Genomic DNA, 25,870 nt, shown 5'->3' with positions numbered 1-25,870 from the left:
ATTCAGGCGACCGTCTCGCGCCACCCCGTGATCGCGAACGCGCTCGGGCACACGTCGTTGAGCGCGCACGAGCCGCACGCTGGGCGTTTGGCGGTGCAGATCGCGCGTCCGTGGTCGATGAACCGGTAGTTGACGTGGAACCACACGTCGCGCGGGAACAGTTCCATCAGGTCACGCTCAACCTTATCGGGATCCTTTTCGGTCGACAGCCCAAAGCGGTGCGCGAGTCGCAGGACGTGGGTGTCAACCGCGATGCCCTCGACGATGCCGAACGCGTTTGAGATGACGATGTTGGCGGTCTTGCGTGCGACGCCGGGCAGGCTGATGAGACCTTCCATGGTGTCGGGCACCTGCCCGTCGAACTCCACGACGATGCGCTGGGCCGCGCCGATGATCGCTTTGGTCTTGTTGCGGAAATAGCCGGTGGATCGGATGAGGCCCTCGACCTCCGCGGGATCGGCACCTGCCAGGTCGCCGGGTTGGGGAAAGCGTTCGAAGAGCGCCGGAGTGACCTTGTTGACGCCGGCATCGGTGGTCTGCGCCGAGAGGATCACCGCGATGAGCAGGTGGAACGGCGTGTCGTACTCGAGCATGGTGTGCGCGTCGGGGTAGATCTTGGCGAGCCGGTCCATGATGACGCGTGCGCGCTCGGCGCGTTGCATCGCTGCCTCCGTCGGGTCGCGAGCGGTTTTCTCGGCCAGATGATGATACTACCAGGCGCTTCACGCGGCGCGGCGCGGCTCAGCGAAGCGCGAGCGCCGAGCGACGCCGGGGCACCGGCGGCGACGAATTACCGGCGGAGATGCTCGCCGCCGTGCTTGCGGATTCGGAGTAGTAGCGGCATTGGGTGCACCTCCTACGGTACAACCACTCCGGTCAAGCACCTTCTGCTGCGCTGGAGAGATATGCAGCACCTCGGGCTTGGGCTATGCATGATCGTAGGGAGTTGCTCAGGAAGGCCGTGTGTTGCGATTCAAACTTGAACTCAGGACTTGAAATCAGGGGTTAGCCGGCCTTCTCGAGCCGCTCCGCGATCCATACTTTGATGATTGACTGCCGGGTCACCCCAAGACGGCTGGCTTCGCGGTCAAGCGACTCGACCATCCACAGTGGGAAGTCGACGTTTACGCGCTTCTGCTCGCGGTTGGGCCGCATCGCTGTCGACAGGTCGAACTCGTCGATGACGTCCTCGACACCCTCGTCGAACTTCTTGTCCAGCTCACTGGCCTTCATACGCTTCCACCTCCCGTACCCGCGATCTCCTCACGGAGATGATCCGAATCGTCTCGCCGCGATAGGTGACGATCGCTGACCAGTGCTTGCCGTCGATCATCCCGATGATCAAGAATCGCGGTTCGGTCTCCGAGCGACTAGCTGCGAGTAGCAGGTTGTCGTCGTGCCAAAGTTCCTGCGCCTCGACGAAGTCGACACCGTGCTTGACCTTGTTGGCACAGTTCTTGGCCTCGTCGAACTCGAACGTGTACGGCATCGCATCCCTCGCTCGGCTCCAGTATAGAATGTATACCCTTTTGGAGCTTCCGCCAAGTGAGGGTGACCTGGCTGTACCGCTAACGTAGTAGCGCTTAACTCGCGCGGCTTGCGCTTACAGGATACGCCAACCTCCTGCGCGTCGAGTTGAAGCGCGTGTTAGAGCACGCGGCTGACACCCTTCAGGCACCGGCGGCCCCACTCCCCCGCTTCCGTACACCCCCGGCTGGCGCTGGCCCGCTTCCTGCCGAGGAGCCCTTAAGCCCCTGCCTCCCGGGACGGATCGCGCTGGCAATCCAGGCCAGGCATCCCGTCGCTCTAACCCCTGAATGAGCAGTCTGCATAACCGCCATATCGGAGGTCAGCGGTCGCTGCACTCCGTCTCCGGCAGAATACCACTCCCACACATCCGCCTTCACGCGCTCGTAGTTTGCATCGAGCTCCGGCCCCATCAGCACGAGCGCTGCGACACACCGTCTCGGTCACGTAGCGCGCCTCTTCCGGCCGCAGATCCCGCGCCAGCAGCGCACGCCCGCGGTACGACAACCACTTCTTAATCACCAGGTACCCGCCGATGGTGTAGCGCCACACGTTTGCAGGCACGCACCGCCAGCACGCGACGTCGTTCAGGTACACGTCGTGACACGTCTCGCCGAGAAGCCCGATCGCCTGTTCCGCAGGCAGGTCGAGGGATTCCGAACTTCAGCCCGATCGCCTCTCCGAGCTGCTCGCGTAGTTGTGTGAGAGCGGGATATCAGGCGAGGGTGGCGGGAGGCGGCGGCGACTCCACTTGTCGGGGTATCTTCGTAGAGAGTCCAAGGAGGTGTTCTTGAGATGTCATCTCGTATCGTGTCTGACCCAAACGTCATGATGGGCAAGCCAGTTGTCGAAGGCACCCGCGTGACGGTCGAGACCATCCTTGACGAGCTTGGTGCCGGCGAGTCGATTGAGCAGATCCTCGAGGCCCACCCTTGTCTGACCCGCGACGACGTGCTCGCCGCTGTGCGCTTCGGCGCCGAGGTCCTTCGCGCAGACGTCGCCTATCCACTTCCCAAGTCCGTCGCGTGAGGTTGCTTGCTGACGAGGGCGTCGACCGTGCCAATGCCGCGGGTCGGATTCTCATCACCGTCGATAAGGACTTCGGTGAGCTCGTGTTCCGCCTTCGACGCGTGGTCTCCGGTGTTCTCCTGGTACGGCTCGCTGGTCTCACGCCCGCTCAGAAGTCGGATTTCGTTGCGGCGGCGATTCGAGAGCATGCTGACGAGATGCAGGGCGCGTTCACTGTGGTCTCTGCGGGAAGGGTGCGGATACGACCGCAGCTGTAGCCCGTAACTCTCGAACAAGCGGATCGGACGGTCGCGAGCGCTACAATCAAGCAAGCGGGTGAGCCGCCGCTCATCCGCCACACGTTGGATGGACGGAGAACAGGTGAAGGGCGTGTCCGTTGAGGTCATCGAGGCCGACTTGGGTGACCGGGAGCACACATCCGCGATCGTCGATCTGATCGACGCGTACTCCCAGGATCCTCTTGCGGACGGAGCCCCCCTCGCCGCTGACGTACGCGACCGGCTTGCCTCGGGTCTGCGCGATCATCCGACGACCCTCGTGTTCCTGGCCTACGACGGCGCGCGACCCATCGGTGTCGCGGTGTGTTTCTTCGGCTACTCGACCTTCGCGGCGGCGCCACTGATCAACATCCACGACCTTTACGTGGTGCCGGACGCGCGGGGCAGGGGTGTGAGTCGCGCACTCTTAGACGCGGTGTCTGACCGCGCCATTACGGACGGGTGCTGCAAGCTAACGTTGGAGGTGCTTGAGAGCAACGTCCGTGCTCGATTCGTCTACGAGGCCGCCGGCTTCGCGCAGGCCACGTATCTGCCAGAGGCCGGGGGTGCGCTGTTCATGGCCAAGCCGCTCGCGCCACCTGACAAGCGTTTTGATCGGACAATGCAAGGTACACTGACCTGAGCGTTATTGGTTGCGGCTCAACCGCACCATGTTGGGCACATCCAAGCGGATGGCCGACGCGAAGGCGTCGTTCTACTCGGCGGCCTTCGCCTTCTGATCGCGCTCCTCGATGATCTCGATCGCGGCCTTGCCAGTCATCTCCTCGACTACCAGTTCGAGCACGCACATGCGGTTCCAGCTGCGTTCGATCTCCGCGGCGGCGTCATCGAGGTAGTCGGGCGAGTACTTCTCGGCGAGCAGCATGAGGGCGTGACGTCTGCGCTCGTCATCGGAAAGCACGCCAATGCGACCGAACACGATCACGCTGCGGAAATGCGTGGTGAACGTGCTCTGGACCACGTCGTCGTCGGCGATCACGCAAAACGATGCCTTATCGCTATGGGCGATGGCGTCGAGCTTGTGCCCGGCCCTCGACGAGTGGAAGTAGAGGCTGCCGTCTTCGTAGGCGAAGCTCAGGGGTACGGCATACGGATATCCATCCTCGCCCATTACGGCAAGAACGCCCGAGGTTGCGGCATCGAGCATGGCCACGGTCTCCTCTTCCGGGAGAAGCTGTCGCCTGCGTCGCATTGGCTGGTGCATTCTCTGACTCCCATCGCGGTTGCTCGTCGAGACTCGAATCGTGGACGTCCATGGTAGCCTAGATGCTGTGCGGAGTAGCCTGGCGTCGCCCGATGGAGCCTAACAATGGCATCGACACCGACAAACCGCGGTAGAGAGGTAGCCTCTAGGAGGCGAACGTCCGCGCACCGAACACGCGCATCTGACTCACTTCGCTCGCCGCTCATCTCCAAGAGCTAGCCCAATCCCGCGACTGTTAGCGCTAGCTGAATGACAACGCCATGTTCGCGTAGCGACGTATTTCGTTTCTGCCAGGCAAAGGCATGTCTGGCACGTCATCTGAAGCATGAGCGGACGGAAGGGAAGCGTCGTCGAGCTCCTCGAGGTCTCGGAGTGTCGGCTCAAGTTCCTTGAGACGCGAGTCTCTTGACGCGTTCTTGATCTTCCCGATCAGGCCTCCAAGGCTATCCCTGCTGGTCAGAGTCGTTCCCGGATACAAATATCGGGACGTTGCTCCAGGTACGGGCGAATGGAGCGTGCCCCCACGATAACGTCGATCTTGTCGTCAGGCGAGGATCTCTGCTACGCGCCCGCGTATTGATGCCTCGAACTTCACCCAGGACAGATCCCGCACTGGCTCCCGAATACCCTGAACGGTGCCTTGGCCGTCGCCAGTAATGAACCACGCCGCGTTGTACAGGCGTTGCAACACGAGCCGCCGACACATCAGCATTGCTCGGTCCTGATATGAAGAGTTGCTGAACTGCGGGTCTACCTGTGCGACCAACGTGTTTGGCGCCTAACTTGCGCGGCTTGCGCTTACAGGATACGCCAACCTCTCGCGCGTCACGAAGCGCGTGTTAGCACGCGACCGACGCCGATGATGCTCCGGATCGCGAACCGCATGTAGGCAGGCGACCACGATGATCCCGGCGTCATCGACGCGGTAGTACAGACAGTATGGGAAGCGCGGCAGCAAGAAGCGGCGAGATCTGCGGTAGACAACGGGATGTGCTGCAGCGAAACCGAGAACGGAGTCCACCGCCGAATCCACGGCATCAATGAACTCGTCGCCGAGTCCCGGCCGCTGGAGTTCATGCCAGTCGCGCGCCTCCGCCACGTCCGAGACTGCCGATATAAGGAACCAGGCGCTGCGCACGCCGATTAGTCGCGAAGCCGCCGCTTGGCGTCGTCCCAGGAGATGACTGCGGCGTCGCCGCTGTCGAGCTCGTCGAGCCTCCGGTCAAGCACCTTCTGCTGCGCTGGAGAGATATGCAACACCTCGGGCTTGGTGCGGAGGCTGTCCCACAGGTCTCCGATCAAGGCGAGACGCTCCTCAGGCGCGAGCTTGTTGATGTCGATCGCTGGCGTGTTCATGGTTCGATGATACGCCCCCGGCCTTACCAGAACCAAACCGGATTCTTGCTACGACTAACGTTTTTGCGCGTCATCTACGAGGCGCGGCGGACGCTCCCGTGCTCGAGTCTGCTGGACGCGCGGGTTGGCGTGGAGCGCCACCATCTCGAGAGTGGCTGAGCTAGTAGTGCGCAAGCAAGCGCTCCACGTCTTGGTCACCCGAGCCAAGCACAGTAAGCTTTCCGTTCAGTGCTCGCAACTTGAAGTCTGCCAGCTGGGACTGTGACAGCTTACGGTAACACTCTCTCCACTCTCTCGCGTCTGAATCTTCATGCGCCTCGCGATTCATGATGTAGTCCTCAGGCATGCTGATCAGTTCGACGAACTCATCAGAGTTGGCGCCAAAGGCCCGAAGAAAGAACTCCCTCTTGACACCAACCACCCCTCTCGTGGCGTTGAGGATGCACTGCACCCCACGCACGTAGCGCCAAGTCCAGTGCTCGCCTATGTAACGGCGGTCGGTTCGCATCACCGGGCTGTAGCGCATTGGGAACGAGTAGATCTTGGTGCCGAGCTCTTCATTGAGTTCAACGTTCAGCCGAAGCCGGTCGTAGAAGTCCTGAGGGGTGTCCTCGTGGTTGAACAGGACATAGTTCGACAACCGGGTAAGCCCGCTTCTCGCCGCCCAACGCACCGCTCGCTCGTAGTCATCACGAACGTCGAGGCTGTCGAACGCAATCCGAAGCGGCCAGATGGAGGTCTCCGCAAGACGCTTGATCTTCGCTTCGGTCAGCAGCCGCGCATCTAGCCCCTGGTTGAAGTCCACGTGCCGCTTGCGGGCTCCAAATCGCGCACCAGCGCCGAACCCAGCTTCTATGATCTCGTCGATGATCTTGTCGAACTTGGGCGAGGCGACCGTGTTGTTGTCCATGAGAACCAGGTCGCGCTTCTCGCCGTGGGCTTCCTTGATCGCTGTGATCTGGTCGATTATCGGCTGATAGCTCTTGTACGTTGGCTCCACTTTAGGAACGGCGCAGAAGGCGCATCGGTTGACGCATCCACGCGTGGCATGGATGAAGTAGGCGTCCTCCACTGGGTACTTGTACTCGATGTCGTCGAGAATCGAGTAGTCAGGGACCATCGAGTCGATACGGTCGTCCCCAGGCAAGCCGAGCTTGCCCTGCTGGTCCAGCAGTCCGGTCACTACGGTCGCACCAGCTTCCTTGCGAAGCTCGTCGGGCATCAGGGTCGCGACAATGCCCCCAACGTAGACGGTCGGGCTTCCGGTCGACTTCTCGTAGTAGCGAATCGTCTCAACCGTCCGCTTCCACTCCCATGTAAAGAGGGTGGTCACGAAGACGGCGTCCCATCGCCGCTGACGGTGCGTCAGCGACTTGCCCTTGACGAACTCAACGAGAACGCCTTGCTCACGGAAGTACGTGGCGAGCTTCATGAGTCCGAGCGGCGGGAACTTATTCTTGTAGTCAGGTTCGACCAGCAGGACAGACTGCACTTAATGGACTCCGTCGCTATTCCAGGCCAAGCAGGTGGCAGAAGCGGACGAGCTCTTTGTGGCATCGCTTCAGTTGGTCACGGCACGCCTTTGCGCGTGGGCCGTCCGCCTCGAGGTCGGCCTTGATCTCCTCGACTGACGCGTTCTGGAGCAAGTCGCGGAACTCCTTCACACCCATGTAGAAGGGATCCATCTGCTCAGGCTTGCTTTCATGCAGAACCAGTTCGGCCTCTTCAAACGCAGCTTCCGGCTCGGTATCGACGAGGGCGTAGAAGGTCCTGGAGGCACGCTTGTTGTTCAGGATCTTCGGCAACTCGGTTCGGACGCTGTCGGCCTTGGGGAATACGTCGGCGATGACCCACTCGCAGAACTCCTCGACGAATAGCGGCGTCTCTCGTGCCCGAAGTGCCAGATCCTTCTGACGATAGAAGGCCTCAAAGTAGCTGTACTTGCGAAGCGCATCCTGGGTCTCGAAATCGTCGGAATCCTTGGTTGCCTGAGGGAGGTAGATGTCTCGCATCGTCTCATAGGACTTGAGCATGGCTTCGACCGTGCCAGCTTGATGTCCAAGCTGCTTAGCAACATCCTGCGGTGAGTAGTCCAGCTCGCGAACCATCCGGTAGATGTAGGCCGCCTTCTCGTAGGCACTCCATTCGTTCTTGCCCTTGATGTGGAGCGTGCCGAGGATGAAGAAGAGCTCTTGCGGCCGAATCTCGGAAGACAGCACCTTCGCCGGGATCGTCTTCCAGCGTGGGTCGTTGGGGTGCTTCTTGGCCAGCCGCCTGTAGACCGCCAAACGCGTGTTGCCTTCGACGACCTCGTCGCCGATTACCAGCACCTCTTCGATCAGCCCCTGATTCTCCTCGATGTCCCTAACGAGGTCTTTGGTCGTATCGAGAGCCAGCAGCTTCTGTTCGATGATCTCCTGCGTTACCTCGCCGTCATGGGTCGAGATAATGTAGTTGATCCTAGGGTTCTCTGCGTAGTAGCGCAGGTCGTATATGCTTAGAATCTTGAGCTCATACGGGATCTGTCGCCCTTGTACACTCAGTGTGTTGTCAGTCACGCCTCGCCCTCCTCTAGGAACCGAAGGATCTCGTCCTTCTCATCACGCAGCTGTGTCATCTGCGCCTTGCCTGCGTCGCTCGGGCTGTAGACGAACCCGGCCACGCTGCTCTTCAACTCAATGACGGCATCGACGTACTCATCGACCGTTCCAGAGGCGATCAACTTGTGAATCTCGCACTCTCGGGTCTGGCCGATCCGGTGAATCCTGTCCTGCGACTGCAGGTAGTCTACAAGGTTGAAGCTGCGGTCAAGGTAGACCACCGCGCTAGCCTTCGTGAGAGTCAGCCCTTCCCTCGCGGCGGCCGGATTGGCGACCAGTACACGGTTAGTATCTCGCTCCTGGAACGCATCGACGATCTCGGCACGTTCTTCGATTCCCACACCACCGTGGATCCTTAGCGGCCGGTAGCGCTTCAGTCGCTGTACGACGGTCTCAATGTTGTCGACGAAACCCGACCAGACTATTAACTTCTCATGCTGGTCAAGCAGGCGGTCGACCAGTTCATCCAGATAGTTGAGTTTGGCCACTGGTGCAGCGAACATGGGGTCCAAGAGCCCAGGATTGCTGGCGATCTGCACCAGGCGAAGCAGGCGCTCGAGAACGTTGTCGATCTCGCGGATGTATGCCTGCCCTGACATGGAGCGCAACTGAACGATCAGCTCATCGGCACAGTCGCGGTACATCTGCTCTTGTGGTCCGGCCAGGGGGATCTCGTGGACTATGAAGACCTTATCCGGCAACTCGAGTACGTCGTTCTTGAGGCGACGAATCGAGTTGGCCCGAATGAGGGCCGACAGATCCTCAAGCCGATCCTCGACGCCTTCGCAGTCGGGGTCGTAGGTACTGGCGAAAGATCTGTGATCAGTTCCGAGCAGTCGTCCGCCGTCCAGGAAGAAGTACTGAGACCACAGGTCGACCGGCCGATTGGCGATGGGCGTCCCGGTCATGATTACTTTGTGCGAGGCATGCTCGCCGATCGCGAAGAGCGCCTTGGCAGTTTCGGTATGCGGATCCTTGATGCGAGTAGCCTCGTCCAGCGCGATGGCGAAGCGGCGCGTCTGGATCATCTTGCGAAAGACATCCCGCTGGGCGACGACTCCCTCATAGTTGACCAGATAGAAATTGGCCCCCGACAGAAAACGGTACTTGCGTTGACGACCGTTGCCTCGAAGCACGACCGGTACGAGGTGAGAGTGCTTGCTGATCTCGGCTTCCCAGTTGTAGACCAGCCCCATCGGCGCCACAACGAGTGCAGCGTCGATGTCGCCCCGACGCATCAACTCAGAGAAGGCGTCGATGATGATCTTGGTCTTGCCAAGACCCTGCTCGTCGAAAAGCGCCGCCTCAGGGGTCTTGATCACGTACTCGATCGCCTCGCGCTGATGCGGAAGCGGCTTGGTGCGCGGCGTGAAGTCCTGCGGGGTCCTACTTCGCATCGAGCAACTCGTCTGGGACGGGGATTAGCTCGAGCTGTGGACAGTTGATTGCTCCGATGGACATGAGCAAACTCTTGACGACACCATCAGCGCTGCGAGGGTAGCCGAAGAAGACAGCGGCATAGTCGACGTCAGAAGGAGCCAGGAAATCCTCGAGCTGCTCGCGAGTCCGGGGGGACGCAACATCATCGGCCGTCTTGGCCTCAGCGATGCCGATAGTGCCGTCAGCTTGGATACCGACCGCATCGGGTCGATGGCGTCCGAAATCGCCTGGGCGGCCCAGCCCGAGCTGATCCCAGCCTTCGGTCTTACCGTCGACTGCAACCAGCGAGAAGCCCCGCTGGCTCATGGCCTTGAGCACGATGGCGAGAATTCGCTGATGCTGCCTAGTTGGCACTGCGATCCTTGAGGCTGGCCATGAACGAGTTGACAGTGGCGGCCAGCTCCTCCAGCAAGGCAACCTTGGCAGGTTCTTGTCCGCGCCGGATGCCCTCGATCTCGGAGAATGGCATCTTTCGAATCCCGATCGAGACGTCCTGGATCTTGTCGAACAGCGGGCTGGTTGCGGCCGGGTTGACCTGTCCCAGCTGCTCCAACGCAGTCTCGAAGTCGTAGTCGATCAAAGCCTGACGGGCTTGGGGGTCCTTCAGCACTGTGCCGAGGCGGCGAACATCCTCACCTCGGCTGAACTTGCCCTCACCGACCCACGTGCAGAAGTCGACAATATTGAGCTGACCCTCTTTGACCAGCCGCTTGAGGTCTGCGTTCTTCCGGAATTCCACGAAGTAGCTGAACTTCTGATGCTCACCCGGATCGCCGAATCGGGACAAGTAGTATTCATCCATGTCGCGAAAAGCCTGGATGCTACTGCGAATGTCCGAGGGAGTCAGCTTGGTCATTCGGGCCAGCCGTTCGACCGAGTAGTCCTCCTCCTCGTTCAGGCGGTAGAGATAGCGTGCCTTCTCGTAAGCGTCCCAGGGGGTAGTCCCAAACAGATGGGCCTCTAGACGAATGAAGTTAATCTGATCTCTGGTGAACTGCTCCGGCAGCAGGAAGGCCGGAATCGACTTCCATTTGTCGTCGTTCGGGTACTTTTCGTGCAAGTCGAGGTAGACCTGAAGGCGTGTGTTCCCCTCGACAACGACGAATCCGTCATCGACGGGCGCGATCCAGATCGGGTTGACGATGCCGCCGTTGCTTTCGATGTTCTCGCGGAGCTTGGCGTAGCTGTCGTTGCCGACGACTAGAGCAAACCCAAGCTGCTCTTGGGTTGGCTCCTTGTCGGACAAGGAGGTGTCCAGCTGGAACTGGATCCTAGGATTGGTCGGATCGAAAGAGACGTCGCCTAACTCGAGTCGGCCCTCACGAATCGTGAGCTCACGCCCGTCGAGGTGGACCTTGCGCTCATGCATCCTGCCTCCTAACTGTCAGAGGGCGTACGGTTTGAAGATTGCCCTCGTACACGAACCCTATGCGCTCTCCCGCTAACGTCTTTGGCGTGAGCTGAAGCGCCTACGCCCGATCCGAACCTGAGCCTAACTCACACGGCGCTTTCTGCTCGACGCCCGGGTTAGATAACAGCTTCATGTCAGCAGCGAGCGTGCTTCGACAAGGTCGCGAAGCAGCTGTGTGCGACCGACCGGGGCTTTCTGCCGATATCCGTTGGTCAATCCCCCGACTCCTGGATGCAGTGTGGAAATATGCGTGTAGCACGACAGCTCCGGAACTTGTGCGACAGCACGATGCCATGACTGCGCTGCCGTGCCACCAAATGTGACCACAACACACAGACGAGGCAGCAAGGCGGTCAAAGGGCCAAGGGTGAGCAGTCCCTGCAACTTGTCAGCCGCGGAATTGGCTCCACCGGTGTACCAAGGAATAGCGTTCCACGGAACCACCTCACTCCAAGGAATAGCCGCCTCCGCGAGCACCTGACACAAGGTCTTTGCGGACGGGTCATCGTTACTTATCGACAACATGCCGCTGCCCTTGGGTTGGGCCGCCATTGGTCCAGGATCCTGGAACAACATCAGCACTCGAGCTTCAACTCCGCCACAGTCGGGATCAACGTACGGGACTGAGGACGATGGTCTCGCTTTGCGCAGAGAGTCAACGAAAGCATTAATGGGTGCCGCAGGACCAATTCCTACACGGGCGAGTTTCTCAGCCACGACACGTTTATCGGAATATGCACCGCCGCGTGGATCCACGCCGCCTCCCTGTTGCATCACACTCGTACGCCAGCTGTTTGTCTAACCCCTGAATGAGCAATCTGCATGACCGCCATATCGGGGGTCAGCGGCCACCGCACTCCGTCTCCGGCAAGACTACCACTCCCACACATCCGCCTTCACGCGCTTATAGTTCGCGTCGAGTTCAGGGCCCATAAGCACGATTGCGGTAATCCGACGCGACATCTCCCCGACGTAGCGCGCCTCTTCCGGCCGCAGATCTCGCCCGAGTAGCGCCCCCGATACGACAACCACTTCTTAATCACCAGGTACCCGCCGATCGTGTAGCGCCACACGTTTGCAGGCACGCACCGCCAGCACGCGACGTCGTTCAGGTACACGTCGTGACACGTCTCGCCGAGGAGCCCGATCGCCTGTTCCGCAGGCAGGCCGAGGGATTCCGAACTTCAGCCCGCGCGCCTCTTCGAGCTGCTCGCGCAGTTGTGTGAGAGCAGGATACCAGGTGAGGATGGCGGGAGAGGGGGGGGGGTTGCGCCTTTGCGAAGATGGCGGTATCATTTGATACCACCGCTTCGGTGCTCCGGCACCGAGACCGAGAGGAGGCCGGTATGGTGAGGTTGTTTGGAAGGACGTGCCGGTATGGCTCCACACCAACTCATATGCTTCCTCGGTCTTGTTCGTGAGGCCCGATCTCTAGGACGCCTAGGCTACCGCCGAGACGGCCGCAAGGTCAGTATGGATACGCTTGCTGAGTTAGGTCTCTCGGTCACAGATATGCTCGATCGGGTTGCGGCTTTAGAGCCGACTCAAGCACTGAACCTCCCATGGGAGAATGTACACCCGCAGTTCTCCGATGAGTTAACGTGCGACTTCGGAATCTACATCGAAGAGCACGGCATCTACGTCAAGGTCACCATCGGAATAGCTGACGAAGAACCAGTCGGCTGCGTTATCTCCTTCCATCGTCAGGAGAGGCCCTTCACCTTCCCCTTCACGAAGTAGCGAACGACAGCAGAAGAGACATAACAGAAAGCAGGGAGACACACTCATGCCGTTCTGCGGAGAATGCATGCGCGAGACCGAATCGCGTATTGAGAAGCGCACCGAGACGTATCCAGTCAAGGGTGAAGAGATCACCGTCGAGGCGCAGGTTGCTGTCTGCGAAGTGTGCGGCACCGACATGCTCGATGTCGCCCTCGACGACCAGACCCTCACCGACGCCTACGCGATTTACCGTTCGCGTCACGGACTGCTCCAACCACAGGAGATCCGTGCGATCCGGTCTATGTACGGTCTCGGCCAGAAGGCCTTCTCTCGCCTCCTCGGATGGGGCGAGGTGACGCTTGCTCGCTACGAGACGGGGTCCATCCAGTCGGCTGCCCATGACCAGATGCTTCGATTGGCGCAGCAGCCCGCCAACATGCGCCAGCTACTCGAACGCAGCGGAGAGCGGGTCACGCAGGAACAGCGACGTACCGTGGAGGAGTGCCTCATCTCGCTTTCAGATGAGCACGAGGCATTGCTCGTCCAGGAGGATTCCGCAGCTTACGCTGCTGGCAAAGACGTCAAGAAGCTGGGCGAGATGATGGTGTACTTCGCTGGCCAAGCCCAAACGTGGCGAACCAAGCTGAATAAGCTGTTGTTCTACGCGGATTTCCTCCACCACAGGCGCCACGGACGTGCAATCTCCGGCAGCCGTTATGTGCACATGCAGTTTGGACCGGTACCTGCGGATTTCTACACCCTTCAGGCGTCGCTCGTCGATCAGGCCGCGCTCAGCGAGGAGTGTCTCGATGCCGGCGATTGCACCGGCACGGTGTTCAGAGCGCTCAGACCAGCCGACACGGGAGTCTTCGATGCGCAAGAGCTTCAGACCCTGAAGGACGTCGCTTCGAAGTTCGCTCACTGGACCGCTTCTGACATCACTGCGTTTTCGCATCGGGAACCTGCGTGGTCTGAGACGAGCGACCGCGAGACCATTCCCTATGAGTACGCAAGCAGGCTACAGCTCGACTGAGTCTCGGCACCTGCGGCACGACGGCACGGCTGGCGACCCGTGGAGCTGGCAGTCCTGGGGGATACTCTGCCTTTCACCCGGTTCAAGCTCGTGATCTGGGCGAGGACACGACTTGTCCGGTGACCGCAAACGCCAGCACCTTGACCGCCGAGATATCCGCCTATACTCTCAGACACCCCGCCCCGGTACGCCGAGAGCGGGTTCTTGCCGTGTCCAGAAGGTGCCGAGGAGTCCCGATGTCCCTGCTCGACCCCATCAGAACCGCACTCGAGAGCGGGCAAGCCTACACGACGGTTCGCGACGCGCTCGCATTGGGCAAGGACGTGACCGTCGCCGCTCCGGGCCTCGTTCGTCCGTTGCTCACAGCGGCTCTCTTCTCGGCCGCTCCCCGCCCCACGCTCGTGGTGGTCGCGGGGGAGGAGGCCGCCGAGCGATACGCGCGCCAAGCCGCGGTGTATCTGGGTCCCGGGACGGTGTTGCGCTTTCCCGAGCGCGCGGACGCCCCGTGGTCGGACGAGGCGCCGGACCCGGGTGTTGTGGGCGCACGAGCCCGCGCTCTGCACGCGTTGAGCACCGGACGCGACGTGGTGGTCGTTGCGTCGACGCGCGCGCTTGTGCGGGCGCTTCCGCCGCAGGGTTCGCACGTCTTCGAGCCGCTCGTGCTCGAGCCTGGTGCGGAGATTGATCTTGAGGAGACGGCGGTACGGCTCGCCCGTATGGCCTACGAGCGCCGGGATGCGGCTGACGAGCCCGGCACCTTCGCAGTGCGCGGTGGCGTACTCGACGTCTATCCGTCAGACGCTACCGCTCCCGTGCGCGCCGAACTGTTTGGCGACGAGATCGAGACCTTGCGCCGCTTCATCCCCTCGACTGGGCAGACGATCGGAGACGCGGGACGCGCTGAGATCTTCGGATGCCGTGAGGTGGTGCTTGGCTCCCGGGCTGCCTCCGCCGCTCGGCGCGCGCTCGAGGAAAAGTCACTGCGCAAGACCGATATCGCACGCCACCTCGAGCTCATTGAACAGGGCATCTACTTCAACGGCGTCGAGCGCTACCTGCCGGTATTCTACCGCCAGGTCGGCGTGCTCACAGACTACCTCGCGCCCGAGGTTCTCGTTACCGTCGCCGAGCCGCGCTCGCTCTTCGATGACGTGACCCGCCGCGCGGACGAGCTCGTGGAGGCGGCGCGCGAAGCGGGCGTCTCGGCGGAAGGACTCGTCGTCCCGCCAGCGCGTCTCGACGTTGGCGGTGGCCGGCAGCGGCTCACCCTGCTTGCGCTCTTGCGGGCGGACGGCGTGGTTGACGCGGAGATCAGCGCGCAAAGGCCGCAGGTCGCGGGAGGCGAGGAGCGCTTCGTCGCAGGCATCCGGGAGCTGCTGGCGACCGGTCACGCGGTCGTGCTCGCAGTCCCGGACCGCCGCACCCGCCGCCGCATCGCCGACACGCTTGCCGCCGCGGGTGTGGCGCTCGTCGACCTCGTGGCCGAGCGCCGCGGTCCGCACACCGCTTCCGGTACCGAGAACGGCGGGCAGGTTCCCGCGGCAGGGCCGACAGCCTTGCCAGAGCAGGCGGTGCGGACGCGTCTTACGGCTGGCGTGCTGCATCTCGACGACGCCGATGTGCCCTCTGGATACGTCGTACACGAAGCTCGCCTCGCGGTCGTGAGCGTGAGCGACATCTATCCCCGCCGAGCGGCCCGGAGGCGAGCGCGCACCGCTGACGCGACGCGCACGACCTTCGCGTTTGCCCCTGGAGACTACGTCGTGCACGCGGCGCACGGAATCGCGCACTTCACGGCGCTTGAGCGCAAAGAGGTATTAGGGGTTGAGCGCGATTACCTCGTGCTCGAGTACGCGAAGGGTGACCGTCTCTACCTGCCGGTCGACCAGATCGAGCGCGTTACCAAGTACGTGGGTGCCGAAGGAGGCGCCCCACGTGTCACCCGGCTGAACACCGCCGACTGGTCGCGCGCGACCGCCAAGGCCCGGAAGGCCGCCCGAGCTCTCGCATTCGACCTGGTCGATTTGTACGCGCGACGCTCCGCGGTCACCGGGCGCGCGTTTTCGCCGGACACTCCGTGGCAGCTCGAGATGGAGGCGGCGTTTCCGTTTGAGGAGACCCCCGATCAGCTCGCCGCCATCGCCGACGTGAAGGCCGACATGGAGGCCGCGACACCGATGGACCGGCTTATCTGCGGCGATGTTGGCTACGGCAAGACGGAGGTGGCGATCCGCGCCGCGTTCAAGGCAACGCAGGACGGCACGCAGGTGATGGTGTTGTGCCCGACTACCATCCTCGCGCAGCAGCACTTCACGACGTTTTCCGAGCGTTTCGCACCGTTTCCGCTGCGGGTCGAAGTGCTCTCCCGTTTTCGCACCGAGGCGCAGCAGAAGGCGGCGCTCGAGGGCTTGTCCACAGGTGAGGTCGATGTGCTCATCGGAACACACCGGTTGCTCTCGGCCGATGTGACGCCAAAGGACCTCGGACTTGTCATCGTCGATGAAGAGCAGCGGTTTGGAGTCGAGCACAAAGAGCACATCAAGAATTTGCGGGAGCAGATCGACGTGCTCACACTCTCGGCCACGCCGATTCCTCGGACGCTGCAGATGGCGCTCTCGGGCGTGCGTGACATGAGCGTCATCGACACGCCGCCGCCCAACCGGTTTCCCGTGCGGGTGCACGTGGGTGAGTGGGACCCGGACATCGTGAGCGGGGCTATCCGCCGCGAGCTTGCGCGGGGTGGACAGATCTACTACGTCTCCAACCGCGTTCGCTCGATCGATGACGCGGTTGCGCGCGTACGCGAAGCGGCGCCGGAGGCGAGAGTCGCGGTCGCGCATGGGCAGATGGGCGAAAGACAGCTCGAAGCGGTGATGGAGAGTTTTGCCGCCAACGAGATCGATGTGCTTGTGGCCACCACCATCGTGGAGAGCGGAATCGACAACCCGCACTCCAACACGCTCATCATCGAGGACTCTCAGCGCCTCGGCCTCGCGCAGCTCTACCAGCTTAAGGGTCGCGTTGGGCGTTCCCACGTGCATGCGTACGCGTACTTCCTCTTCCCTGCCGCGGCTCCATTGACTGAACAGGCCGTCGATCGGCTCACCGCGATACGCGACCACGCGGATCTCGGCAGCGGTATTAAGGTGGCGATGCGCGATCTTGAGATTCGAGGCGCCGGCTCGCTTCTCGGTGCGGAGCAGCATGGCAACCTCGCCGCTGTGGGATTCGATCTGTACGCCGGGATGATTCGCGAGGCCGTTGCCGAAGTGCGCGGTGAACCAGAAGTCGCGCACCCCGAGATCACTGTCGACCTGCCGGTTCCCGCGTTCGTGCCGGAAACGTACATCCCAGCTGCTGATGAGCGCATCCGCATCTACCGGCGTCTCGCGGGTGCCGAGACCGCAGGCGATGTCGACGAGGTCGCTGCGGGGATGTTCGAGGCGTATGGCCCGGCCCCTGAGCAGGTGGCAGATCTCGTGGCGATCGCGCGTATCCGCGCACTCGCCGCCGAGGCCGGGCTTCGCCGGGTGGCCTTCGCGCGCAATCGCCTGACGGCTGGTCCGGTCACGCTTGCGCCCGAGTCGCGCGGGCCGCTCGCGGCGATGGGCGCGATCGTGTTCGAGCGGGATCGCTCGGTGGCCCTTGCCGTCAATCGTGGAGCTTCTGTGACCGCCACTGCCGAGGCGCTCATCGGTGCTATACTGTCGCGGTTGCATGTTCACACGAATCCCCTGGAGGATCGATGAGGTTCACCCGCACCGTTCTTGCTTCCGTTGTGGCCGTGGCGCTTTTTACCGGAGTTGCTGCGTGCGGCTCGGAAGATATCGCGGCTCGCGTCAACGGTGAAGAGATCACCCGTGCCGAGCTTGACGCCCAGGTTGAGCGGCTCAGAGTCCAGTACGGCGACATGTTTGAGGGCGAGAACGGAGACGCGCTGTTGCTCGATTTCCAGCGCAGCCTTCTTGCCAGCATGATCGACGCGATTCTGATGCGTAAGGCCGCCGAGGAGCGTGGCATATCAGTCACCGATGCTGAGATCGATGAGCAGGTCGAGGGCATCAAGGCCGGCATCGAGGATTTTGACGCCGCGCTGACCGAGGCGAACATGACCCTCGAAGACCTTCGTGATCAGCTTCGCGACCAGCTTGTCGCCCAGAAGCTCATCGAGGAGATCGCGGGAAGCGAGGGCGTCACCGCCGAAGAGATCGCCGCGTACTATGAGGAGAACACCGATCAGTTTACGGAGGCAGCTGCGACTAACGCCGCCCACATTCTATTTGACGCCGCTGACAAGGCGACTGCAGAGCGCGTGCTCGCAGAGATTCGTGCGGGTGGTGACTTCGCGGCGCTTGCCAAGGAGCACTCCAAGGACGGCTCAGGCGCCAACGGCGGCGATCTGGGCTGGGCGGATCCCAACCAGTACGTGCCACAGTTCAAAGACGCGCTCGGCAAGCTTGAGGAAGGCGAGGTTTCGGACCTCGTGGAGTCCGAGTTCGGGTGGCATATCATCAAGCTGCTAGGGACGCGCGAGGCGAGCGTGCAGCCGCTCACCGAGGTAACCACTCTCATCGAGCAAATGATCTTGCAGGACCGCAACACCGAGGTGTTCCAGGAGTTCGTCGCGGAGCTTCGTGCGGCCGCTGAGATCGAGTACGTGATTCCCGAACTTGAGCAGACCGAAGCGCCTGCTGGAGAAGCGCCTGCTGGAGAGTAGCGCCGGATACCGGTCTCGTGCCGGTGGCCCTCGGTGCGAACGGTTCGGACAGGGGGACGCCGTGGGCTCGATCGCGATAGTGGGTGTTGATGGCCCTCTCGGGGACGTGCCTCCTCGCTCTCTCGAGCGGCTGCGTGCCGCCGAAACGGTCGTGGTGCCGTCCGCTTCCGGCCCGCTTATCGAGACGCTCGCCGCGCACGGGATCGAGTATGTGACACTCGCCGGGCTTGGCGTTTCCGCACAAGCGTCGACCCCCGAAGTTGTTGACGCGCTCGTGCGGCGCGCCGAAGCGGGTGACGTCGCGATCGTGAGTCTTGGATACCCGCTGCTCCGGGGTGGTCTGGTGACTGGATTGCTTGACCGCTCGAACACGACGGTCGACGTGTCTCCCACTGTGTCTCCGTTGCACGTGATTCTGATGGCTCTCGACGTCGACCTGACCGCTGACCTCGACATCATCGACGCGCGGTCACTCGCGCCTTCTGTCGAGCAACGCACATCCCATCTCATTGTCACCGGGGTGAGCAATAAGCTGCTTGCAAAGCGCGTCTCGGAACGTCTTCTCTCGTGCTACCAGCCCGATCATCCGGTCGTGGTGGCGGCGGGCGACGAGGGCGGTTACGCGTTGACGCGCGCTACGGTCGGCTCGCTTGCCGCAATCGACCCTCACCAGGGGAGCGCGGTCTTCGTCCCCCCATCGCGCGTCGATCGAATCGCTGACTTCTACGGCTTCGTGCGGACGATAGAGACCCTGCGTGGACCGGATGGTTGTCCGTGGGACCGAATCCAGGATCACATGTCTTTGCGCCGCAACATGATCGAGGAGGCGTACGAGGCGGTTGCCGCGATCGAGGCGGGTGACTCGGCAGGACTCGCTGAAGAGCTTGGGGACGTGCTGCTCCAGATCGTGCTTCACGCTCAAATTGCCGCCGAGGAAGATCGTTTCACGGTCGAAGACGTGGTGGGCGGCATCCACGAGAAGATCCGCCGGCGGCATCCGCACGTGTTTGGCGGAACGGTCGCAGGCACTGTCGGAGAGGTGACCGAGACGTGGGATGCCATCAAGCGAGACGAGAAAGACGGAGCTGAGGTGCTCGCTGGCATTCCCGCGGCACTGCCCGCGCTCATGTGGGCGCAGAAGATCTCGCGTCGTGCGGCGGGCGCGGGGTTCGAATGGGAGACACTCGACGACGTGTGGGAGAAGGTCCACGAGGAACTCGACGAGCTCCGCGCCGCAAAACCGGGGTCCCCTGACGCCGCAGGCGAGATAGGCGATCTTCTATTCACGATCGTCAACCTTGCTCGCAAGCAGGGCATCGACGCCGAGGAAGCGCTGCGAGCAACGTGCACGAAGTTCATCGGCCGTTTCGAGCACATGGAACGTGAGGCGGGCGAACGCGGAGAGCGGCTTTCTGAGGTTGGGATCGAAGTGATGGAACGTCTGTGGCGCGATGCCAAGAACAGGGAGGGGCTGGATCGATGAGCAGTATCGTCGACGTTTACGCGCGTGAGGTGCTCGATTCTCGCGGAAACCCCACGGTCGAGGTCGAGGTCGTCCTCGATGACGGATCGTTTGGGCGAGCGATTGTGCCCTCCGGCGCGTCGACAGGCGCGTTCGAAGCGGTTGAACTGCGCGATGGCGACGCGGCTCGCTACCACGGAAAAGGGGTGCGCGCGGCGGTTGACAACGTCAACGAGAACATCGCGTCCGAGATCCTCGGCATGGACGCGACGGATCAGCGCCTCATCGACATGACGCTGCTCGCGCTCGACGCCACCCCGAACAAGGCGGCGCTCGGGGCCAACGCGATTCTTGGCGCCTCGCTCGCGGTAGCCCGCGCGGCCGCCGAGTCCACGGAGCTCACGCTCTACAGCTATATCGGTGGAGCGAACGCGCACGTGTTGCCCGTCCCGATGATGAACATCCTGAACGGCGGCGCGCACGCTGATAACAATGTCGATTTGCAGGAGTTCATGGTTATGCCGGTAGGCGCTCCGACGTTCGCCGAAGGCCTGCGGATGTGCGCCGAGATATACCACACGCTCAAAAAGGTCCTCTCTACGCGGGGGCTTGCGACAGGCGTGGGCGACGAGGGAGGGTTCGCGCCAGACCTCGGCAGTAATGAAGAGGCGCTCCAGGTGATCGCCGAGGCTGTTGAGAAGGCGGGCTACATCCTCGGCGAGCAGGTCGTATTCGCACTAGATCCAGCTACCACCGAGATATACAGGGATGGCGCGTATCACCTGGAGGGCGAGGGGCGCGTTCTCTCCTCGGCCGAGATGGTCGAGTTTTGGGCTGATCTCGTTGCGAGGTACCCGATCATCTCGATCGAAGATGGCATGGCGGAAGAGGACTGGGACGGCTGGAAGCTGCTTTCCGAGCGTCTCGGCGATCGGGTCCAGCTTGTAGGCGATGACCTGTTTGTGACCAACACGGAGCGGCTCGCGCGCGGAATTGAGATGGGAGTGGCCAACTCGATCCTCATCAAGGTCAACCAGATCGGCACGCTCACTGAAACGCTTGATTGCATCGAGATGGCCAAGCGCGCCGGCTACACCTGTGTCATTTCGCACCGTTCTGGAGAGACTGAGGACACCACGATAGCCGACCTTGCCGTCGCGGTGAACGCCGGCCAGATAAAGACCGGCGCTCCGGCGCGCGCGGATCGTGTCGCGAAGTACAACCAGCTGCTCCGGATAGAGGAGGAGCTGTGCGATTCGGCCGTTTATCCGGGGATGGAGGCGTTCTACAACATCTCCACGCGCGAGCGCGCATGAGTCGATGCGATGGGGGTATGCTCCCAACATGAATCGATCCCCCAGCCCCGTGAGTAAGCCCCCGGTCATCCCGTACGAGTTCGGTGTGCCGCTTGAGAGTGTGCTCGCGCGCAGGGAACGGCTCGCGAACAACTTCGACATGGACTTTGGGCAAGAGCGCGTATTCCCGGAGCTTGTCGAAGCGCTCCTGGCCGAGGTGCCCGAAGGTGTCGACGTGCTCGAGGTAGGCGCAGCCACCGGGTTGATGACTCGTCCGCTGTTGCGCCGCGCCCGGCAACTGACCGCGCTTGAGCCGTCGGAGGGCATGTTGCGCCGCCTGCTCGCGAGCGATGTAGCCGCGGCGCCAAACCTGACGACACGCCAGGGGATGGTTGAGGATCTTGCGGCGGATGACGTGTTCGATGTCGCTGTCGTCACGTTCACGCCTCGGCGGGGCCTCGGTCTCGCTCGGCTGCTCTTCAGATTAACGTGCCGCGTCAGGGACCGCGTCGTCATGCTCCTCGATGACGACGGCGCACTCGACTGGGCGTATCTCGGCCGTACTGCCGCCATGCGCGGTCTCGACGTGAACTTGCGGCTCGTAAGCGGAGCTCCCCGCCAAGACGGTCATGCCGAGCGTCCCAGGGCGGTCATCCTCGTAGCCGAGGTAGCGCGTTTTTGCGAGCTCTCCGCCAAGGCCGGCGACACCGCGCTGTTCGACGTCGACGAGTGGGCGGGTGACGCGCGCGAGATCGCGGTACCCTACCCGATGCCGCGCGGTGCGGCTACGCGCCTGGTGCGCTACATGCTCGCGGGCGGGGACCGCGCGCTCAAGGTCGTGACGGAGCCGGAGGGCGCGGAGCGGCTCTACGGCAACGTGCGCACGGCGGTTCACCGGCTCGCGCGCGACCTGCTTACCGTGCGTCGGGACGGCTCCACGATCCACATCGTCCGCCTGCCTGGCGGACACGAAGGCGCACAGTAGGCGGACGAGTAGCCCAGGCCCATGCTGCTTGACGGCCACGGGATCGCGTGGCCGCAGCGGGCCGTTCGATTGAAGGGCGGCACCGATGAGGCGGGCGAAAATCATCGCGACGATCGGACCGGGAAGCGACGCCCCTGAGCGGCTCGACGCTCTCATCGCCGCAGGCATGGACGTCGCGCGGCTCAACTCGTCTCACTCCGGCTTGCCCGAGCTCGAGTCACGGTGCGCCGCGGTCCGGGCGGCCGCGGAGCGTTCCGGGCGGGCGGTGGCAGTGATGCTCGATCTCGCGGGACCCAAGTTGCGCGTCGGCGTGATGGCGAGGGACACCGTGCTCGCTTCCGGCGAGCCGTTCATGCTCGTCGCCGGGGAGTGCGAGGGCGACTCCTCCCGCGCGTGCGTTAACTATCCCGGTCTTGCGCGCGACCTGCGACCTGGCGACAGACTCCTGCTCGATGACGGGCGGCTCGAGCTTTCAGTCACCGCGATCGGAGACGGCGTGGTGGAGACACGGGTCACGACCGGCGGTGTTCTTGGGTCCAACAAAGGAGTCAACGTGCCGGGCACGACGCTCGGCATCGATCCTATAACCCAGCGAGACCGGGAGGCGATCGAGTGGGGTATCGCGGCGGGGGTCGACCTCGTGGCGATGTCATTCGTGCGATCGGCCTCAGACATAGGGCAGTTGCGGGGGCTTCTCGGCGAGACGGACGTTCCTGTGGTGGCGAAGATCGAGAAACACGAGGCTATCGCGGATATCGAAGCGATCGTGGACGCCACGGACGTGGTGATGGTCGCTCGTGGGGACCTGGGAGTGGAGACTTCGGCGGAGGCGGTGCCGGTGCTGCAGCGGCGGATCATTGGCGCGTGCCGCAGCGCGGGTGTCCCGGTCATCGTCGCTACGCAGATGCTCGAGTCGATGACGTCCTCGCCACGCCCGACACGGGCCGAGGCGAGTGACGTGGCCAACGCCATCTTCGACGGTGTCGACGCGGTGATGCTTTCCGCCGAGACCGCCGTCGGCGCCTACCCGACGGAGTCCGTAGCGACGATGGCAAGGATCATCGTCCGCGCAGAGGAAGCGTCGCTCGGCGAGCCGGTGGGCGACAGGAGGAGTGCGGGAGAGAACGGCGACGTGACGCAAGCGGTGAGTGCCGCCGTGTGTGATCTGGCCGAGGACCTCGATCTCGCGGCGATCGTCACGGCAACGCAGTCGGGCGCGACCGCCCGCGCGGTTGCGCGCCACCGGGTTCGTGTGCCCATCATCGCGGTGACGCCCCATGCGAGTGTGGCGCGAAGGCTGCAGGTCGTGTGGGGTGTGCGCCCCCTCGTTGTGCCCCTGGCCGACGACACCGACCTCATGCTCGGCGACGTGCTCCGCGCTGTTGTCGAGGCGGGCCATGCGCGCGCCGGCGAGCGGGTCGCCATCACTGCGGGGGTCGCGGCCAGGGCCGCGGGTGCGACCGATTTCATCCTCGTCAGAGAGATCGGACGGGATGTGACGGCGAACCCGTTTACTCCCTCAACCTCTACGTCAGGTCTAGATGACTGAGATACGGACGCTGTGCTATCATGAGCCGCGGCTTGTCCCAAGTCCGCAATAGATGATCGTTGGCCTTCTCACAGGATGTCCGAGCTATGGCATCGAAGAAATCGACGCGGCAAGGGGCCATAACGAACAACAGACGAACCGCCGCACGCGGGCGTACCGCAACCGGCGCGACGTCGCGCGGGCGCACCGGCTCGCGCGACGTTCGCTCCCGCAGCCGCACCCCCGCTTCCGCGCGTCGCGCCGCCCCGCGCCGCCCCGCGCGGGTCAAGCGGCCCCGGTGGTTCCTGCCATTTGTGGTCACAGCGATGCTTCTCGTTCTCGTGTGGTCACTCTACGAGCCGCTCAAGATGCGCTACACGGAGACTCGCGAGCAGCACCGCCTGGAGGCGGAGCTCGCAGATCTTCAGGAGCGCAACCGCGATCTGCGCGAGCAGGTCGAGCGGCTCAAGACGCCTGAGGGCGTGGAAGAGGTTGCGCGCACGAGCCTCGGCTTCGTGAGGGAGGGCGAGAACCTCTACGTCGTGATCGATGCCGATGAGAACACGATGACCGCCGAGGCGGGTGTGGAGCCGGCGGCTGATGCGAACACTCCGTTCTGGCGCGACATCCTCGATTTCGTCTTCGGCGCACGGTAGCGCACGATGGTCACTGCTGGCACACGGCTTCGAGCACGCGATGCCGAGACGCTCCTGGTTCAGATGGGTCGCGAGCCCCGGGGCCAGTGGCGGACAGTGGTACGGTGCGGTCACGGCTTCCCGCAGGTCATCGCTACCGCGCCGACGATAGAAGCCACGACACCGTTTCCCACGCTCTTCTGGCTCACCTGTCCTGCCCTGGCGCGTCAGGTGAGCGCATGCGAAGCGGCGGGAGATGCCGCGCGCTGGGCTGAGCGCCTCGCGAGCGACGCATCGTTTGCGCGTCGACAGATGGCGGCTGACGACGCGTACCGCGCCGCGCGCAGTGCCGAGGGTGGCGGTTTCGACCCGTGCGTAGGCGTGGGCATGGCTGGGCAGCGTGATCCGCTCGCAACCAAGTGTCTCCACGCGCACGTGGCGGCCTACCTCGCGGACATCGATGACGCGGTGGGTGAGGGCGTGTGTGCGCTGCTCGAACGCGAGTGCCGAACCGCCGCATGCGGCGCACGAACCGCTTCGGGGGTGGCGACGTAGTGAGCGGCGTGCTTGGTGCGGATTCACGTCGTGTGGCGGCTGTGGATATCGGCACCATAACGGCGCGCCTTCTCGTTGCCGATGTCAGCGCCGGTAAGATCACCGAGGTTGAGCGATCGACCGATGTCACACACCTCGGCGAGGGCCTCGTTGAGTCCGGAGTTCTTTCCGCCGAGGCGATGGAGCGTGTCGAGGAGGTCATCGCGCGATACGCCGCCACGATGATCCGCCTGGGCGTGGAGGAGTACCGCTGCGTGGCGACCTCCGCGTCACGCGACGCCGCCAACAGCTTTGAGTTCGCGGCGCGGCTCTCAGCGCTGGGTGTGGCGCCAGAGATCGTATCCGGATACGAGGAGGCGAGGCTTGCGTTCTCGGGCGCCCTGTGGGGCATCGAGGGCGACGGTGTGCTCGTTAACGACGTTGGCGGAGGTTCGACCGAGCTCGTCTGGGGCGATTCGGGCGGCACGGGGGTCGCGATCCGCCACGCCGCGTCGATCGACGTGGGCTCGCGGAGGGTGACCGAGACCTATCTTCATTCAGACCCGCCCGATGCGCTCGAGCTGAAACGGGCGCGCCGCTGGGTGCGCGAGCGGTTCGCACCGTTCTTCTCGGCGATGCCGGGTCCACCATCAGTTTCGATCTCCCTCGCGGGAACCGCTACGACCCTCGCCGCGATCGACCAACGCCTCGAGGTCTACGACGCAGAGCGTGTGCATGGCGTCGTGCTCGCACGCGAGCGGCTCGAGGCGATCACAGCAAGCCTCGCGTCGATGACGCTCGCAGAGCGCCGGATGCTTCCCGGAGTGCACCCGCAGCGCGCGGGCGTGATCGTAGGCGGCGGTCTCGTGCTTGACGCCGTTTTAGAAGGAGCGGGGCTGGATTCGACCATCGTGAGCGAGCACGACATACTATATGGAATCGTACTCGACGTTGGGGCGCGGCTTGCGCGCGCCGGAGACGGAGAGTCCGGTTGATAAGGCGGTGTATCCGAATTGGCACAGGAGGGGGCCTTAAAAGCCTCTGGCCGCAAGGCCGTGTGGGTTCGAGTCCCACCACCGCTACCACCTGCTCCAGCCGACGTGCGCGGCGCGTT

Annotated in this window: 29 protein-coding genes and 1 tRNA gene; 15 read left to right on the top strand and 15 right to left on the bottom strand. The window is 63.0% G+C overall.

The window, feature by feature from the left end; translation table 11 throughout:
• Nucleotides 1–2: 2 nt before the first annotated feature.
• The 4 genes from nth to KGZ40_00520 all read right to left on the bottom strand — a co-directional run bounded on the left by nth (nucleotide 3) and on the right by KGZ40_00520 (nucleotide 2,124).
• Nucleotides 3–662, bottom strand: a complete 660-nt coding sequence (gene nth / locus KGZ40_00535) for an endonuclease III (protein MBS3956009.1) — start codon at nucleotides 660–662, stop codon at nucleotides 3–5.
• 343 nt (nucleotides 663–1,005) lie between these two features.
• On the bottom strand, nucleotides 1,006–1,233 hold the full coding sequence (locus KGZ40_00530) for an antitoxin (protein ID MBS3956008.1): 228 nt from the start codon (nucleotides 1,231–1,233) through the stop codon (nucleotides 1,006–1,008).
• The gene (locus KGZ40_00525) at nucleotides 1,220–1,489 is read right to left on the bottom strand and encodes a BrnT family toxin (GenBank protein MBS3956007.1); all 270 of its coding nucleotides are present in this window, start codon (nucleotides 1,487–1,489) and stop codon (nucleotides 1,220–1,222) included. The genes KGZ40_00530 and KGZ40_00525 overlap by 14 nt, the downstream gene beginning before the upstream one ends.
• A gap of 317 nt (nucleotides 1,490–1,806) precedes the next feature.
• Nucleotides 1,807–2,124: a hypothetical protein gene (locus KGZ40_00520; protein ID MBS3956006.1), complete on the bottom strand. Its 318-nt coding sequence runs from the start codon at nucleotides 2,122–2,124 to the stop codon at nucleotides 1,807–1,809.
• A gap of 198 nt (nucleotides 2,125–2,322) precedes the next feature.
• Between KGZ40_00520 and KGZ40_00515 the strand changes: the two genes are divergently transcribed.
• The 3 genes from KGZ40_00515 to KGZ40_00505 all read left to right on the top strand — a co-directional run bounded on the left by KGZ40_00515 (nucleotide 2,323) and on the right by KGZ40_00505 (nucleotide 3,456).
• Nucleotides 2,323–2,556 (top strand): DUF433 domain-containing protein, encoded by a 234-nt coding sequence (locus KGZ40_00515; protein MBS3956005.1) that lies wholly within the window; start codon nucleotides 2,323–2,325, stop codon nucleotides 2,554–2,556.
• A complete protein-coding gene (locus KGZ40_00510; GenBank protein MBS3956004.1) occupies nucleotides 2,553–2,813 on the top strand; it encodes a DUF5615 family PIN-like protein in 261 nt (86 codons plus the stop codon). The genes KGZ40_00515 and KGZ40_00510 overlap by 4 nt, the downstream gene beginning before the upstream one ends.
• A gap of 103 nt (nucleotides 2,814–2,916) precedes the next feature.
• Nucleotides 2,917–3,456 (top strand): GNAT family N-acetyltransferase, encoded by a 540-nt coding sequence (locus KGZ40_00505; GenBank protein ID MBS3956003.1) that lies wholly within the window; start codon nucleotides 2,917–2,919, stop codon nucleotides 3,454–3,456.
• A 72-nt stretch (nucleotides 3,457–3,528) separates the two neighbouring features.
• Here KGZ40_00505 and KGZ40_00500 read toward each other — a convergent pair whose 3' ends face one another.
• From KGZ40_00500 to KGZ40_00450, 11 genes are all read right to left on the bottom strand, one after another.
• A complete protein-coding gene (locus tag KGZ40_00500) occupies nucleotides 3,529–4,038 on the bottom strand; it encodes a pyridoxamine 5'-phosphate oxidase family protein (protein ID MBS3956002.1) in 510 nt (169 codons plus the stop codon).
• 544 nt (nucleotides 4,039–4,582) lie between these two features.
• The gene (locus KGZ40_00495; GenBank protein MBS3956001.1) at nucleotides 4,583–4,804 is read right to left on the bottom strand and encodes a hypothetical protein; all 222 of its coding nucleotides are present in this window, start codon (nucleotides 4,802–4,804) and stop codon (nucleotides 4,583–4,585) included.
• A gap of 12 nt (nucleotides 4,805–4,816) precedes the next feature.
• Nucleotides 4,817–5,137 (bottom strand): type II toxin-antitoxin system RelE/ParE family toxin, encoded by a 321-nt coding sequence (locus KGZ40_00490; protein MBS3956000.1) that lies wholly within the window; start codon nucleotides 5,135–5,137, stop codon nucleotides 4,817–4,819.
• Nucleotides 5,138–5,181: 44 nt separating this feature from the next.
• Nucleotides 5,182–5,394, bottom strand: coding sequence for an addiction module protein (locus tag KGZ40_00485; GenBank protein MBS3955999.1), 213 nt, complete (start codon nucleotides 5,392–5,394; stop codon nucleotides 5,182–5,184).
• Between the two features lie 160 nt (nucleotides 5,395–5,554).
• Nucleotides 5,555–6,886 carry a cobalamin-dependent protein gene (locus KGZ40_00480; protein MBS3955998.1) on the bottom strand — a complete coding sequence of 444 codons (1,332 nt, stop codon included), beginning with the start codon at nucleotides 6,884–6,886 and terminating at the stop codon, nucleotides 5,555–5,557.
• A gap of 16 nt (nucleotides 6,887–6,902) precedes the next feature.
• Nucleotides 6,903–7,952: a hypothetical protein gene (locus tag KGZ40_00475; GenBank protein MBS3955997.1), complete on the bottom strand. Its 1,050-nt coding sequence runs from the start codon at nucleotides 7,950–7,952 to the stop codon at nucleotides 6,903–6,905.
• On the bottom strand, nucleotides 7,949–9,391 hold the full coding sequence (locus tag KGZ40_00470; protein MBS3955996.1) for a DEAD/DEAH box helicase: 1,443 nt from the start codon (nucleotides 9,389–9,391) through the stop codon (nucleotides 7,949–7,951). Before KGZ40_00470 ends, KGZ40_00475 begins: the two co-directional genes overlap by 4 nt.
• Nucleotides 9,381–9,788, bottom strand: a complete 408-nt coding sequence (locus KGZ40_00465) for a hypothetical protein (GenBank protein MBS3955995.1) — start codon at nucleotides 9,786–9,788, stop codon at nucleotides 9,381–9,383. Before KGZ40_00465 ends, KGZ40_00470 begins: the two co-directional genes overlap by 11 nt.
• A complete protein-coding gene (locus tag KGZ40_00460; GenBank protein MBS3955994.1) occupies nucleotides 9,778–10,803 on the bottom strand; it encodes a hypothetical protein in 1,026 nt (341 codons plus the stop codon). The genes KGZ40_00465 and KGZ40_00460 overlap by 11 nt, the downstream gene beginning before the upstream one ends.
• 171 nt (nucleotides 10,804–10,974) lie before the next feature.
• Complete coding sequence (locus KGZ40_00455; GenBank protein ID MBS3955993.1) at nucleotides 10,975–11,397, bottom strand: hypothetical protein; 423 nt, start codon at nucleotides 11,395–11,397, stop codon at nucleotides 10,975–10,977.
• A gap of 344 nt (nucleotides 11,398–11,741) precedes the next feature.
• The gene (locus KGZ40_00450; protein MBS3955992.1) at nucleotides 11,742–11,963 is read right to left on the bottom strand and encodes a hypothetical protein; all 222 of its coding nucleotides are present in this window, start codon (nucleotides 11,961–11,963) and stop codon (nucleotides 11,742–11,744) included.
• 355 nt (nucleotides 11,964–12,318) lie between these two features.
• On the opposite strand from KGZ40_00450, the gene KGZ40_00445 reads away from it, so the two are divergent.
• From KGZ40_00445 to KGZ40_00390, 12 genes are all read left to right on the top strand, one after another.
• A complete protein-coding gene (locus KGZ40_00445; GenBank protein ID MBS3955991.1) occupies nucleotides 12,319–12,585 on the top strand; it encodes a hypothetical protein in 267 nt (88 codons plus the stop codon).
• A 67-nt stretch (nucleotides 12,586–12,652) separates the two neighbouring features.
• On the top strand, nucleotides 12,653–13,600 hold the full coding sequence (locus KGZ40_00440; protein ID MBS3955990.1) for a DUF4065 domain-containing protein: 948 nt from the start codon (nucleotides 12,653–12,655) through the stop codon (nucleotides 13,598–13,600).
• A 236-nt stretch (nucleotides 13,601–13,836) separates the two neighbouring features.
• Nucleotides 13,837–17,349 (top strand): transcription-repair coupling factor, encoded by a 3,513-nt coding sequence (mfd, locus tag KGZ40_00435; GenBank protein MBS3955989.1) that lies wholly within the window; start codon nucleotides 13,837–13,839, stop codon nucleotides 17,347–17,349.
• The gene (locus KGZ40_00430) at nucleotides 17,346–18,317 is read left to right on the top strand and encodes a peptidylprolyl isomerase (GenBank protein MBS3955988.1); all 972 of its coding nucleotides are present in this window, start codon (nucleotides 17,346–17,348) and stop codon (nucleotides 18,315–18,317) included. The genes mfd and KGZ40_00430 overlap by 4 nt, the downstream gene beginning before the upstream one ends.
• Nucleotides 18,318–18,378: 61 nt before the next feature.
• Nucleotides 18,379–19,800, top strand: coding sequence for a nucleoside triphosphate pyrophosphohydrolase (gene mazG / locus KGZ40_00425; GenBank protein ID MBS3955987.1), 1,422 nt, complete (start codon nucleotides 18,379–18,381; stop codon nucleotides 19,798–19,800).
• Entirely contained in the window at nucleotides 19,797–21,095 is a 1,299-nt protein-coding gene (gene eno / locus KGZ40_00420) for a phosphopyruvate hydratase (GenBank protein ID MBS3955986.1), read from the top strand. Before mazG ends, eno begins: the two co-directional genes overlap by 4 nt.
• A gap of 28 nt (nucleotides 21,096–21,123) precedes the next feature.
• Nucleotides 21,124–22,059, top strand: coding sequence for a class I SAM-dependent methyltransferase (locus tag KGZ40_00415; GenBank protein MBS3955985.1), 936 nt, complete (start codon nucleotides 21,124–21,126; stop codon nucleotides 22,057–22,059).
• An 85-nt stretch (nucleotides 22,060–22,144) separates the two neighbouring features.
• Nucleotides 22,145–23,608, top strand: coding sequence for a pyruvate kinase (pyk, locus tag KGZ40_00410; GenBank protein MBS3955984.1), 1,464 nt, complete (start codon nucleotides 22,145–22,147; stop codon nucleotides 23,606–23,608).
• Between the two features lie 86 nt (nucleotides 23,609–23,694).
• Nucleotides 23,695–24,243, top strand: coding sequence for a septum formation initiator family protein (locus tag KGZ40_00405; GenBank protein ID MBS3955983.1), 549 nt, complete (start codon nucleotides 23,695–23,697; stop codon nucleotides 24,241–24,243).
• A 6-nt stretch (nucleotides 24,244–24,249) separates the two neighbouring features.
• Nucleotides 24,250–24,777 carry a DUF501 domain-containing protein gene (locus KGZ40_00400; GenBank protein MBS3955982.1) on the top strand — a complete coding sequence of 176 codons (528 nt, stop codon included), beginning with the start codon at nucleotides 24,250–24,252 and terminating at the stop codon, nucleotides 24,775–24,777.
• Entirely contained in the window at nucleotides 24,777–25,751 is a 975-nt protein-coding gene (locus KGZ40_00395; protein MBS3955981.1) for a Ppx/GppA family phosphatase, read from the top strand. Before KGZ40_00400 ends, KGZ40_00395 begins: the two co-directional genes overlap by 1 nt.
• Nucleotides 25,752–25,754: 3 nt before the next feature.
• Nucleotides 25,755–25,841, top strand: a tRNA-Leu gene (locus KGZ40_00390).
• Nucleotides 25,842–25,870 lie beyond the last annotated feature (29 nt).

The sequence above is a fragment of the Clostridiales bacterium genome (assembly GCA_018333995.1).
GTDB lineage: Bacteria > Actinomycetota > Coriobacteriia > Anaerosomatales > SLCP01 > JAGXSG01.
This window is presented reverse-complemented; position numbering and strand designations above follow the sequence as displayed.